Genomic DNA, 13,098 nt, shown 5'->3' with positions numbered 1-13,098 from the left:
GCGTCGATGGGCTAACAGGTTTCCCAGAGGCGATAGCGACTATCTTCCCTGAAACAGAGACTCAGCTGTGCGTTATCCATCAAATCCGTAATTCAATGAAGTATGTCGCTTCTAAGAACCAAAAAGCCTTTATGGCGGATTTAAAACCTGTCTATCGAGCGGTAAGTAAAGAGGCTGCTGAGCTTGCACTGGATGAGCTAGAAGCCAAGTGGGGCAGTACTTACCCAATGGTTATCAATTCCTGGCGCAGGAAGTGGCACAACCTATCACATTACTTTAAATATCCAGAGCATATACGGAAGGTGATTTACACGACCAATGCTGTTGAGGCTGTCCACCGTCAATTTAGAAAACTGACTAAAACGAAGGGAGCGTTCCCTAACGAAAATAGCTTGTTGAAGCTACTATATGCCGGCATATTGAATGCCTCAGAAAAATGGACAATGCCAATTCATAATTGGAGCCTTTGTTTATCTCAGTTAGCCATTTATTTTGAAGGGCGCTTAGACAGCGTCCTAGACATTTAAAAATTAGCCTGACACAGAATATTGAACGCCCTCGTAAGTTAAGCACCGTGGTTATCACAGTGCTTAATTTATGTTGATCTTACCTCTGATATACTTTTTCTAACTGTGCTTTATGGCTGATAAAATATTCATTTGCTACCTTTTGGCAATATTCCTTTGCTCTTAATGCGGGGACAGATTGAGCATTTTCGATAGTAGTAGAGGGAAAGCGTCCCATCCCTGAAAAAAGGCAGTACCAAGAAGGGCGCAGGTATACAAGTGAGTCTTGTTGTTGCTTAAGCGCACTCTCAAAGTCCCCTCCACTGTCCCACGTTGTTATCAAGTTAGCTAATGAATCTGGTGTTCGTGCATCTTCTCTACATGCTTGCCAATAAGCGCTGTCATTACGACTATTTAACTTGTAGTGAGCAACAATATAATCTCTGACTCCATCAAAAGTTTTGTTTAAGTCTTTGTTATAGTCAGCTTTAGTTAACTCATCGGACTTTGAATCGTCTTCAAAACTGCTAATAAAACGGTCGATTGTAAACTGTATTAGCATTAGTGCTGTTGCTTCTAGTGGCTCAATAAACCCCTGTGACAGTCCTACAGCTAAACAGTTTTTGTGCCAATGTTGATTTAGGCGCCCAACACGCATTTTTAAATGTCTAGCCTCGATATCAGAATCTAATAGCCCAAGCTGAGTTCGTAATTCAGTTTCTGCACTATCAGGACTAATAAAATCAGAACTAAAAACATAACCATTGCCCCACCTTGAGGTTAATGGAATTCTCCATGACCAACCGTTGGTTAATGCTCTAGAAACTGTTTGGGCAGGAACCTCTGTGTGTGACGCTAAATTGGAAGGTATAGCGACTGCAGCATCATTGAAAAGGGAGTCTTTATAACTGCAAAATGAAAGTCCCAATGTTTTATTAACAAGTAAACCTGTAAAGCCGGTACAGTCGATGAAAAAATCAGCATTAAGGGATTGCTGAGCTTCCACATTGACGGCTGTTATATGTCCGTCAACGGAGGTGTCTACACTTGTAACGTTGCCAATGACGTGAGTCAGTCCGAGCTTTAATGCTCTATCTTTTAAAAAACGACCTAGCTTTGCGGAGTCAAAGTGATAGCCGTAATCAACATCAAATGGGAGGTCAATTCTAGGCACTGGTGATTTGTTTAACTCTATAAGTTGCGATGATACAAAGTAGTGGTTAGGTAGAGCATCAACCTTTATTCCCCTTCTTCTTAGGCCGCTATTATGAAAAAACAGATCCGCCGGCTTTAGATCCAATTTGGAAAAGAAAGGGTGGAAGTAGCTTTCATATCCAGCTTTTGTAGACCAATCAGGAAAGCTGATGCCCGCTTTGTAGGTTGCATCACAAGCTGGCATCCATTCGGACTCTTTAATTCCCAAGCTGCTAAAATATTGTTTCAAATAAGGGGTGGAGCCTTCGCCAACCCCAATAATGCCAATATCTTTTGATTCAACAAGAGTGATTTGGACTGTATTTCCCCATGAAGAAAGTAAGCTATTTACTGCCATCCATCCAGCAGTACCGCCTCCAACAATAACGATGCTTTTTGGTTTAATTTTCATCAAAACACTCCCGCCATAAACATATCGTTGGCACCTTGCATTTAGATGCCCTAACTAACTATTACTTTATTAATAAATCAACTTGCCCTAAAGAGGATAAATGAGCGTAGATAGGACCAAATAGACCTTGCTTGGCAAACATAACTAATTTGTCATCGGGTAGCGCTTTAAGGCGTTCTTCATCTATGGTGAAAATGCCTTGAATATTATGGTCTTTACCATTAGTTCCTTTAATGGTGAGCACTTTTTGTTGCAACAACTCGTTGTCAGTTAAATGCTTTATAAATAATGATGTTATATGGTGATACTCGGCAATCTTTCCCATGAACGCTACCTGTTGCTTTAGATAGTCAGTTTGATCACCATTTTCATCAAAAAGGCGATGGCCTTCAGTTGTGTTAACAAGCTTTGAGTTATTGTTAAAACCTATCATGATGCTCTGCTGTTCATTTTCTCTAGCAATAAAAGGCTGACCTCGCAGCACCATTGGTAGATATCGTGCAGTCCATTTTCCTTCAACTACAAATTGATTGGTCTCGGGGGTTAGTCCGAATAAAGCGACGGCTTTAAACTGCATTGATTTTGGATCTTTGGTAAAGATAATGGGAAAAGATGCTGAAGCCTGTATGAACTCTTGCACCATCAATGGTGCCATATGATCATTGCTAAACTCTTCAAAATTGTTCATATCTTTTATACGAATATTTTGATGTTCTTTGTTATTTAAAGCTACGTATGCTGCTTCCATGTTGAATTCCTTATTTATATTTTCGTTAGTTATAGCAGCAACATAAAAATGCCACTCCCGATAATCCAGCAAGAAAAAACTAGTTTCAGATTTTTAACAGACATTAACGTTACGATTCTTCGCGCTAATAACCCACCAAGAATAGCTCCAGGTCCAGCAAAGAGAACAATCTGAAAATAGGTTTGAGCAGATGGAGTAAAATGAATGTATGCACTAGCCCACACAGTCGCTGCTGATACGGTTACTCCTGCGGCTATAGCGACTATTGGTGCTGTTCTTTTTAATAGCAAATATATGACGACTAACTCACCGACACCAACAGAAAGCCAGCCAGTGATAATTCCACCCAAAAAGCTTATGAATACTATTGTATACAGCTCCTTCTTTGATAAAAGCCGACGATCTGATAGCTGATTTCGATAAATGCAATTGATCCCCAAAATAACTCCGAGAACAATGGAAAAGACCCCAAAAGTGAATGGCATCGATTGTGGAGGTTGAAGGTCGGTGAATTGACAAAGCCATAGGCCTGCAATAGAGGCCGGAATACAACATTTTAAAATGATTGGATACTGTGACCAATCATTAGCATTGAGCTGTGAGTGATGTTTTACTTTGTCTTTATAGTATCTCCACCAGGTTAATGTTCCTGCTGTCATACCAAAGCATTGAATGGCGAAAGATGTGGAGAGGGCTTGAAGTTCACTTAATTCTAATGAATTAAAAACAGGAATAAACACTACACCTCCGCCCGCTCCCGTGGTGTTTGCAAATATGGCACCGATAATACCCAAAAATAAAAAGTAGAAATAATGACTCGTTACTTCAAAGCTAGAGTCAAATGACATAGCCCAAACAAGCCAAAGCAATGCTGATAGTGTAATGAAAGAGATCTTTTTAAATCTACTAGGCTGAAAACCAGCTAAAAACGACACAATAAAAAACACCTCACGAATTAGTTATTATTAAAATATCATTCAGATGTGTTCAAGATGTTACTTACTTTAGACAGCGTTGTCATTAAATTCTACCAGCTAAATTTTGCTGAAAACCATAGTGAATAGGGGATCGTAGTTCTAGTCTCTTGATATAGTGATTCTTGCTAAAAACAATTGTCAAAAAAATGTAGAAATCTTGTTTGTTCTTGTGTATGTTTATTTATGACAGCGTTGTCATCTGCTTGTGTGGCAGCTGTTAGTAAGGTCTGCATGGATAGGATGAGGTCTCCTAATTCGTGTTTTTTTAACAAACAAATAGTGTTTGTTATTCCTATAGTCTCTCCCCAGAAACTAGTGTAGGCCGAGTGCTTGTTAAGTGCTCGGCCATTTTTTTCTAAAGAGGCTTGGCCTGTTTTAATCATTAGATAATAAAAATAATAGCTCTTACCTAGCGTTGACTGCCGTAGTCACGATTAGACCATTAATGGAGTGACTAATATGAACAAAACAGTTGTGACGCTAATACTGCTATTAAGTGCATTGCTTATGGCTAGTCACGCGTTTGCAAAGGACGTGGTAACCACTATTCCTCAGAGTTGGCAATTAACGCTAATGGAAACAGCTCTTGAGCGAGTCAATAGCCAGTACCAGTCTAAAATAATCACCACTGAAATGAATCAAAAGCGTAAAGTTGAAGAGTCGCTAGCGGGCAATGTTGATGTGTTTTGGAGTATGACTTCAGCTGAGCTTGAGTCGCAGGTTCTACCTATTCGGATCCCCATATTTAAAGGTTTGCTTGGCAATCGATTGCTTATTATTCGCAAGCAGTCTCAAGTTGATTTTAATCGTGTTCTCAATCAAGCAGACTTTGAGCAATTTACAGCAGGGCAAAATCATTATTGGCCAGATGCCGATATCATTCGTGCTGGCGGTCTTCCTATTGTTACCACCTATAAATACAAGAATTTGTACCCGATGCTTGAAGGTGAGCGCTTTGACTATTTAGCCCTTGGTGCACAGGAGATTTGGGGCGAATTAGATAAACATCCTGATCCTCGTTTAAAGGTTGATGATCGAGTGTTACTGCAGTACCGCTCACCAGCTTATTTCTTCGTTTCTCCACAACAACCTGAGCTTGCTAGAGATCTATTACAAGGATTGGAACTGATGGTTAGTGATGGCAGCTTTGATAAGTTGTTTAATCAGCATCTGAAGATTGATGAACTTTATGCCAAAGCAAACTTTGAACAAAGAGCGATTATCCGTTTAAAAACCCCAGGGTTAAGCCCGCTCACGCCGATATCAAGATCAGAGCTATGGTTGGACCTGTTTAGTATTGAAGGAGCTATGTAATGAATTCTTTATCTACAAGAGTATTAATTGGTCTAGCTTCGGCGTTGTTTGTTGTCGTCACCATTCTTTTTAGCTCTGCATACCTACTTGAAAAATCTAAACTAGAGCAGCAGTTTGAAGATTACCAACTAAATACCTTAGCCAATCTAGAAGTTACCCTGGCACAACCGATATTCAACTATGATTTTGAGCAGATTAGTGCAGCGCTATCGACATCATTAAAGTCCTCCAAAATCTACGCAATTTCAGTCCTCGACCATCGTGGTAAATCGATGGCAGAGACCAGTCAACCCTATTCGGTTGATGCAAGTGAGCTATTAGCCCACAGCATTAAATTTACCAATAATGGTAAAGCAACTGGGCAATTATCAATTGAGTTTTCAGCCGCACCAATTCATAGCGCAATGAATGAACTCATGACGACTTATATTGTTATGGCGCTGCTTATTCTGGTTTTTAGTGTTGTCGCTATATTCTTTATTTTACGCGTATTAGTGATTGCCCCTCTGGCTCATGTCGTCGAGGCTATGAATGAGATTGCAATTGGTGATGGTGATTTAAGTCGTAAATTGCCGGTAGAGAGTCAAGATGAGATTGGCCGATTAGGCTTAGCCTTTAATCAGTTTATTGCGCAGATCCACGGCACTATCACTAAAGTCAGTGAAACCTCGGAGCAGATATTAGCCGACGCCACAGCGCTTGATGCACTTTCTAATACCAATAATCAGCGAGTACAGTCACAACTACTCGATGCCGAAGCCGCTGTAACCGCGATAACTCAGTTAAGTGGTAGTGCCTTTGAAGTAGCAAATAGTGCCAAATCAACAGCGGATGAGGCTACTCGAGCCGATCAAGAGGTTGAGCACAGCCAGTCACAATTTGATGCGGGGTTAGCGCTTACTGACCGTTTAGCCAATGAGCTAACGCTATCTGCATCATCCGTTGAGCAGTTACAGCAAGAGACGCAGAAAATTGATGAAGTTGTGGTAGTGATTAATGCCATTGCGGAGCAGACCAACTTACTGGCACTTAATGCAGCGATTGAAGCTGCCAGAGCAGGAGAGCAGGGTCGAGGTTTTGCGGTAGTTGCTGATGAAGTGAGAACTCTAGCGAGCAGAACGCAACAAGCCACAGGTGAAATTCAAAAGATGATCCAGCTGGTACAGCATCGAGTGACAGAGACCGTCACTGTAATGCAGTCGAGCCAACTTCTATCTAGCGAGGCGCTATCTCACTCTAAAGAGATTAAAGTTTTACTAGGTAACGTGACAGAAATTGTATCTAATATCAGCAATATGAATTTAGATGTAGCCAGTTCAGCAAAAGAGCAAACAGAGGTTACAGCTGGGATCTCTAAGAGCTTAGATGATCTAGTGGCGGTGTCGGGTTCGGCTTCAATAGACAGTGAAAAACTTGCAAAATCAAGTGATCGTTTATTTCACCAGGGGGAGAAATTACGCGACTTGGTTAAATCGTTCCACCTATAAAAAAAGAATATGGAAATGAGGATTGTAATGAAGAAAAGATTAATTGTAGCAGCTGTTGGCTTGATATTGGCGACCAGCGCGTGTTCTCAAAAGGATGTTGAAATAACGGCTAAAGGTGCAAAAAACGGATCCCCCATTGCACTGAGTCAAGACAAGTTGAGCCTTATTGGCCAGCAGTTGGCTGTCAACTACCGAGTTGTGACTAATGTTACTGATAATAAGTGCGATAAAGACTCTGCGGGCGGCAAGTGTTTTGTAGCAGAAATAGATTTGACCTTTCCTGTGGATGTCGCGGCTAAAGATTGGGCTATTTACTACTCTCAGATGAGACCTGTGCAATCGATTGAAGGTGATGAATTTACCATTTCTCGTGTTAAAGGCGATCTGCACAAAATTGAACCTTCAACTGGGTTTAAAGGATTAGTTAAAGGGCAGACCAAAACGATTCGTTTTCGAGGCGATAATTGGCAACTAGCAGAAACCGATGCAATGCCTAACTATTATATTGTTGCTAATGGCTCTGCCCCAATATTAATAGACAGCACCAAGGTTGCCATTGATACTGAAACAGGCCTAGAACTCCGCCCTTACGCTGCAGATTTTACCGATGCAGAAAAGCAGTATAAGCGCACCGAGAATGATAAAGTCGAGTGGGCGACATCAGGCGTTTTATATGCAAATAACCTAGCGACTAAAACCGATGCTAAGTTGGCTGAAAACCGTATTATACCAATGCCTACATCGGTTGAGTTAACCGCTGATGCTGCGCAAGCCTCTTTGAAAGAAGGGCTAAAGATCAACTATAACAAGGTTAAGCCTCAGTCAGTTGAGGCAGCACTTAAGCGCCTAGCAAGATTGGGTGTCGCTGAGTCAGATAAAGGGCTCTCGGTTGCGTTATTACCGTTACCAGTAAAAGCTGTATCTGGCAGTTACCATCTCGATATTAGTGCACAACAGATTACCATTTCCGCTAATGACGATGCTGGTTTTTCTTACGGTTTAGCATCATTAACATCTTTGATTGATGTAAACACGCTAGTCGTAAACGCAATGTCGGTGGAAGATTCCCCACGCTATGATTTTCGCGGAATGCACATCGATGTATCTCGCAACTTCCATAGTAAACAGCTGATATTAGATCTGTTGGATCAAATGGCCGCTTATAAGCTCAATAAGTTGCATTTGCATATGGCTGACGACGAAGGTTGGCGTCTAGAGATTGAAGGGCTTCCCGAGCTTACCGATATCGGCAGTAAACGCTGCCATGACTTAACTGAGGATAACTGTTTGCTACCTCAACTTGGCAGCGGCCCCTTTAGTGATGTAAAGGTCAATGGCTACTACAGTAAAGCTGACTATATCGAGATTCTGCAGTTTGCAGATGCACGACAAATCCAAGTTATTCCATCAATGGATATGCCGGGTCATTCTCGTGCAGCGATAAAGTCGATGGAAGCACGTTACCGTAAACTGCTAGCGCAGGGCTTAACGGCTGAAGCTGAGCAGTATTTACTATCAGATAGTAACGACAAAACGGTTTATTCATCGGTGCAATACTATGACGATAACACCCTCAATGTGTGTATGGAGTCGACGTTTACCTTTATCGATAAAGTTATTGATGAAATAGCACAACTGCACAAAACGGCTGGTGTACCGCTATCGCTTTACCATATTGGTGCTGACGAAACCGCTGGTGCTTGGCTTGAGTCTCCTGTGTGTAAAACCTTTATCGCCAATAACGATAAAGGTGTTAAAGACAGCAGTGAACTTGGGGCTTATTTCATCGAAAGAACCGCTTCGTTACTTGCAGCAAAAGGCATAGAAGCTGCTGGTTGGAGCGATGGCATGAGCCATACTCGCCCAGAAAACATGCCAAAACGGGTACAGTCAAACATTTGGGACATTGTCGCACATGCAGGCCATAAGCGCGCTCATCAACAAGCTAACTTAGGGTGGCAGACGGTATTGAGTCAGCCTGAAGTACTCTACTTTGACTTCCCCTATGAAGCTGATCCAAAGGAGCACGGCTATTACTGGGGCATTAGGCAAAGTAACAGCAAGCACGTGCATAGCTTTATGACCGATAACTTGCCTGCCAATGCTGAGCAATGGACCGATATTGAGGGCTTGCCGTTTGAAGCCGATGACACAGTTCAACGTGATGAAAATGGCAATGTTGTAAGTGGACCGCTTGCTAAGTCGGCTAAATTTAGCGGCATTCAAGGTCAGCTTTGGAGCGAAACCGTTCGCAGTGATGAAATTGCCGAGTACTTGATGTTCCCGCGTGTATTGATGTTAGCCGAGCGAGCATGGCATAAGCCTAGTTGGGAAGTGCCTTATCAATATCAAGGCGCTATTTACAACCAACAGAGTGGAATGTTTACTCAAGATATGCGAGCCCAACAGGCATTAGAGTGGCAGGCGATTGCTAATACCTTAGGCTACAAAGAGTTGATAAAGCTTGATAAAGCTGGCATTAGCTACCGAGTGCCAACTGTTGGTGCAGTAATAAAAGATAATAAGCTATTCGCTAACCTTATCTATCCAGGACTGGCGATAGAGTATCGAGTTAATGGTGGCGATTGGCAGCTTTATAACGCGGGTGCGCTTGTTAAGGGCAACGTCGAAGTTCGAGCTATTGCCGCTGACGGTGTGCGAAAAGGTCGAACGTTGCGGGTTAAATAATCACAGCATCAGGCAGAGCGCTGTGATGATGTGAGTATTTACTTAGGTTAGATGCGGTAACTAACAGGTGTTACTGCATCTATTCTTATCCTAAAAGCAATGTGAAAAAACAAATGACAACGCTGTCATTATTGTTGTAACATACAATTAACTTATTAGGTTTCTCAGTTAAGTTTATTAGCTCAACATTAAATATTAGAACAATAAAGAGGTTTGTCATGGGCATAGGCCAGGCGAAAGAAGCATCCTTGTATATAGGTATCGATGGTGGTGGTAGTAAGTGCCGCGCAACTATATATACAAGTGATTTCAGCATTGTGGGAACTGGCGTCGCCGGGCGTGCCAACCCGCTGCATGGTTTAGCGCAAACATTCCAATCTATTGAAGAGTCAACTCAGTTGGCGTTGGCTGATGCAGGGCTCAAAAGCTCGGACAGCGAACGCTTAATTGCAGGGCTTGGACTTGCAGGCGTCAATGTCTCTAGGCTTTACGAACAAGTATTGAATTGGCAACATCCCTTTGCTTGTATGTACCTAACGACGGATCTTCATACTGCATGTATCGGCGCTCATGAAGGCGGTGATGGCGCAGTCATCATTACAGGCACTGGTTCTTGCGGCTATGCACATGTTGCAGGCGAGGAACTTTGTCTTGGTGGTCATGGTTTTGGATTAGGTGATAAAGGTAGCGGGGCATGGCTTGGACAAAAAGCCAGTGAGCAGGTGCTACTCGCGCTAGATGGTTTTGGAGAGAAAACCATACTCACAGAGCGCTTATTCGCTCATTTCAATGTTAACAATGCCATGGGAATCGTCGACAATTTAGCTGGGCAATCGTCTAGTACCTATGCCAAGTTAGCGAGAAATGTGTTCGAAGCTGCTCAGCTAAAAGATGGCGTGGCGCAAGACATTGTGCGTGAGGGCGCTGGCTATATAAGCGAGCTGGCAAGAAAACTCTTCACAATAGAACCACCGCGTTTCTCTATGATTGGTGGCCTTGCTGAACCGCTGGCCAATTGGTTAGATGATGATGTTATAGCTGAAATAGCCCCGACGCTACAGCCTCCAGAGTGGGGCGCAGCATTCTACGCACAGCAAGAGCATTATAAGCAGCAACAGCAGTAGCTTTGTGCTGTTTCGATGGTGGCATAGACAAAAATTGATAGTGAGTTTCAAATGAAGCAAACAATAGTAGCAGAGCGACTTTTTGATGGGCAGCAGTATCATTCTGAGCTGCCGATCACTTTTGAAGACGGCAATATTATCGCGTTCGATACCGTTAAGGGCGCTAAAGAGTCTAAAGTGAATGGCACTGTTTGCCCTGGATTTATTGATGTTCAGGTAAATGGCGGCGGCGGAGTACTGTTTAATGCAACCCCTACTCGTCAGGGGATCGAAGCAATTGGCCTTGCTCATGCAAAGTTTGGAACGACAGCCTACTTACCAACATTAATAACCGACAACGTAAGCGTAATGCAACATGCCGCCGATGCAGTAGCTGATGCTATAGCCGCTAAAAGCTCTGGTGTTTTAGGCGTTCATTTTGAAGGGCCACATTTATCAATACCGAAAAAGGGCGTTCACCCACAGCCACATATTAGACGTATTTCAAATGCTGAGCTTGAAGTGTTTAGCCGTCAAGATTTAGGAGTAAGAGTTGTCACTCTTGCGCCGGAGAATGTTTCACCTGAAGTTATATCGGCGCTGGTGGAAAGTGGCGTAAAGGTTTGCTTGGGTCACTCTAATGCTGACTATGACACGGTAAAGGCGGCTTTAGATGCCGGTGCCACAGGTTTTACTCATCTTTTTAATGCGATGTCTGCTTTTGGCTCACGTAGCCCAGGCATGGTTGGCGCAGCGCTTGAGAGTGCTGATGCATGGTGTGGACTTATTGTTGATGGGCATCATGTCCACCCAGCAGCCGCTAAAGTGGCTATTAACGCCAAGCCTAAAGGCAAAGTCATGTTAGTCACTGACGCTATGCCGCCAGTAGGGCTTGATAGCGAAGAGAGTTTCGAGCTATTTGGCACCCAAGTCATACGTGTTGGTGATCGGCTTAATGCGGTAACTGGCGAGCTTGCTGGCTGCGTACTTGATATGGCTGGAGCAGTTAAGAATAGCGTTTCTATGCTTGAGCTGTCACCAGAGGAAGCGATGAGAATGGCCTCTCTGTACCCGGCCAAATTCTTAGGTATAGATAAGCAGTTCGGTTCACTAGAGATAGGGAAGCGTGCTGATTTAGTGTTAATCAACGATGAGTATAAGGTGCAGCAAACCTATATTGGCGGGCAATTAATTTTTTCTGCGCGTTAAAAGATATGAGAGCATTTTAGCTAAACCTCTGTAGCTTAGGCTATTGAGGTTTTTTGTTATCTACAGCTCAGTCGTTGAAATTAAACCGTAGCAGCTATTTGTTTAAAGAGTGATACTAATGACAATAATAAAAGATATCCATTCACAGACAGATCCCAGTCCTAAACAGAACAAAGTAAGACTTAAGTCACTCGATGCGCTTCGTGGGTTCGATATGTTTTGGATCTTGGGTGGTGAAGCCATTTTCGCAGCACTCATCGTATTAACGGGGTGGGGCGGCTTACATTGGTTCGATAAACAGATGCACCATAGCGCTTGGCATGGTTTCACCTTCTACGATTTAATCTTTCCGCTATTTATATTTTTATCAGGTGTTGCACTTGGGTTATCACCAAAAAGGCTAGATAAGCTGCCAATGCATCAGCGAACGCCACTCTATAAGCACGCTGTAAAAAGGTTACTGTTATTGCTATTGCTCGGGGTCATTTATAACCATGGTTGGGGCACAGGTGCTCCTATGGCATTGGGAGATATTCGCTACGCAAGTGTATTGGGTCGTATTGCTTTTGCTTGGTTCTTTTGTGCCTTACTCGTTTGGCATACGGGCCTCAGAACCCAAGTGATCACCAGTGTTACTATTTTAGTTGCTTACGCGATATTGCAACTGTTTCCACTAGTAACACTTGATGGTACTGGCTCGTTTACAGCTACCGGATCAATTAATGCAGCTATCGATAGCATGCTATTACCTGGCATCACTTATCAAAATGCAGCGGTTGACCCTGAAGGGATCTTATCAACTATTCCCGCAGTCGTTAACGGCCTCCTAGGTGTTTTTGTCGGTCACTTTATTGTTAAGAGCCATGCCAAAGGGGAGTGGTATAAGCTTGCTGTAATGTGTTTGCTAGGTTTAGGGCTACTCGTTCTGGGCTGGCTGATATCACCTATTATCCCTGTTAATAAGACATTATGGACCAGCAGTTTTGTGCTGGTTACATCCGGTTGGAGTTTGTTGTTATTGACGCTTTTTTATGGCGTTATCGATGTTATAAAGCTTAGTCGCTGGGCATTTCCGTTTATTGTGATTGGCTGTAACGCGATAGTTATCTACCTTGCCACCAGTATTGTTAACTGGAAGTATACTGCTGAAAGCCTATTTGGCGGGGTTATCAATTGGTTTCCTTTACCAGCTCAGAGCTTAGTGGCGGTAATCGGATTATTACTAGTGCAGTGGTTAGTGCTTAATTGGATGTATAAACGATCAATTTTCATAAAGGTTTAAGTCTTTGTAATTAAGCTGCTGAGTTGCGCCATTAATGCGACTGAATAGTCGATGCTGGTTTATGAAATTAATTCGCTTAAAGTTAAAATGACAGCGTTGTCTTTTTGGTGGTAATGTTTTAACATCAATGAAACAATAACCCAGCATTGGGGACAGATTCCAATTGCATTAAGTATTT

Annotated in this window: 10 protein-coding genes; 7 read left to right on the top strand and 3 right to left on the bottom strand. The window is 42.7% G+C overall.

All coding sequences use genetic code 11. From position 1 onward, the window contains the following. On the top strand, positions 1 to 527 hold a 527-nt coding region (locus tag AB4238_RS16380), incomplete at its 5' end, for a transposase (protein ID WP_372034391.1). A 79-nt stretch (positions 528 to 606) separates the two neighbouring features. Here AB4238_RS16380 and AB4238_RS16375 read toward each other — a convergent pair. The 3 genes from AB4238_RS16375 to AB4238_RS16365 all read right to left on the bottom strand — a co-directional run bounded on the left by AB4238_RS16375 (position 607) and on the right by AB4238_RS16365 (position 3,795). Further along, positions 607 to 2,112, bottom strand: coding sequence for a tryptophan halogenase family protein (locus AB4238_RS16375; RefSeq protein WP_372034390.1), 1,506 nt, complete (start codon positions 2,110 to 2,112; stop codon positions 607 to 609). 61 nt (positions 2,113 to 2,173) lie between these two features. Beyond that, positions 2,174 to 2,860: a SapC family protein gene (locus AB4238_RS16370; protein ID WP_372034389.1), complete on the bottom strand. Its 687-nt coding sequence runs from the start codon at positions 2,858 to 2,860 to the stop codon at positions 2,174 to 2,176. Positions 2,861 to 2,889: 29 nt separating this feature from the next. Continuing rightward, complete coding sequence (locus tag AB4238_RS16365; RefSeq protein ID WP_372034388.1) at positions 2,890 to 3,795, bottom strand: sulfite exporter TauE/SafE family protein; 906 nt, start codon at positions 3,793 to 3,795, stop codon at positions 2,890 to 2,892. 549 nt (positions 3,796 to 4,344) lie between these two features. Here AB4238_RS16365 and AB4238_RS16360 point away from each other — a divergent pair. From AB4238_RS16360 to nagX, 6 genes are all read left to right on the top strand, one after another. After that, positions 4,345 to 5,151, top strand: coding sequence for a pilus assembly protein PilM (locus tag AB4238_RS16360; protein ID WP_372034392.1), 807 nt, complete (start codon positions 4,345 to 4,347; stop codon positions 5,149 to 5,151). Continuing rightward, positions 5,151 to 6,638: a methyl-accepting chemotaxis protein gene (locus tag AB4238_RS16355; RefSeq protein ID WP_372034387.1), complete on the top strand. Its 1,488-nt coding sequence runs from the start codon at positions 5,151 to 5,153 to the stop codon at positions 6,636 to 6,638. Before AB4238_RS16360 ends, AB4238_RS16355 begins: the two co-directional genes overlap by 1 nt. A gap of 27 nt (positions 6,639 to 6,665) precedes the next feature. Then, positions 6,666 to 9,326 carry a family 20 glycosylhydrolase gene (locus AB4238_RS16350; protein WP_372034386.1) on the top strand — a complete coding sequence of 887 codons (2,661 nt, stop codon included), beginning with the start codon at positions 6,666 to 6,668 and terminating at the stop codon, positions 9,324 to 9,326. A gap of 218 nt (positions 9,327 to 9,544) precedes the next feature. Beyond that, positions 9,545 to 10,450: an N-acetylglucosamine kinase gene (gene nagK, locus AB4238_RS16345; protein ID WP_372034385.1), complete on the top strand. Its 906-nt coding sequence runs from the start codon at positions 9,545 to 9,547 to the stop codon at positions 10,448 to 10,450. A gap of 51 nt (positions 10,451 to 10,501) precedes the next feature. Beyond that, positions 10,502 to 11,638 carry an N-acetylglucosamine-6-phosphate deacetylase gene (gene nagA, locus AB4238_RS16340; protein ID WP_372034384.1) on the top strand — a complete coding sequence of 379 codons (1,137 nt, stop codon included), beginning with the start codon at positions 10,502 to 10,504 and terminating at the stop codon, positions 11,636 to 11,638. 118 nt (positions 11,639 to 11,756) lie between these two features. Further along, the gene (gene nagX / locus AB4238_RS16335; RefSeq protein WP_372034383.1) at positions 11,757 to 12,920 is read left to right on the top strand and encodes a transmembrane glucosamine N-acetyltransferase NagX; all 1,164 of its coding nucleotides are present in this window, start codon (positions 11,757 to 11,759) and stop codon (positions 12,918 to 12,920) included. Positions 12,921 to 13,098: the final 178 nt, after the last annotated feature.

Source organism: Shewanella sp. 10N.286.45.A1 (assembly GCF_041470405.1).
Taxonomy (GTDB): Bacteria; Pseudomonadota; Gammaproteobacteria; order Enterobacterales; family Shewanellaceae; genus Shewanella.
The sequence above is the reverse complement of the archived record's forward strand: the minus strand, read 5'-3'. Positions and strand labels throughout refer to the sequence as shown.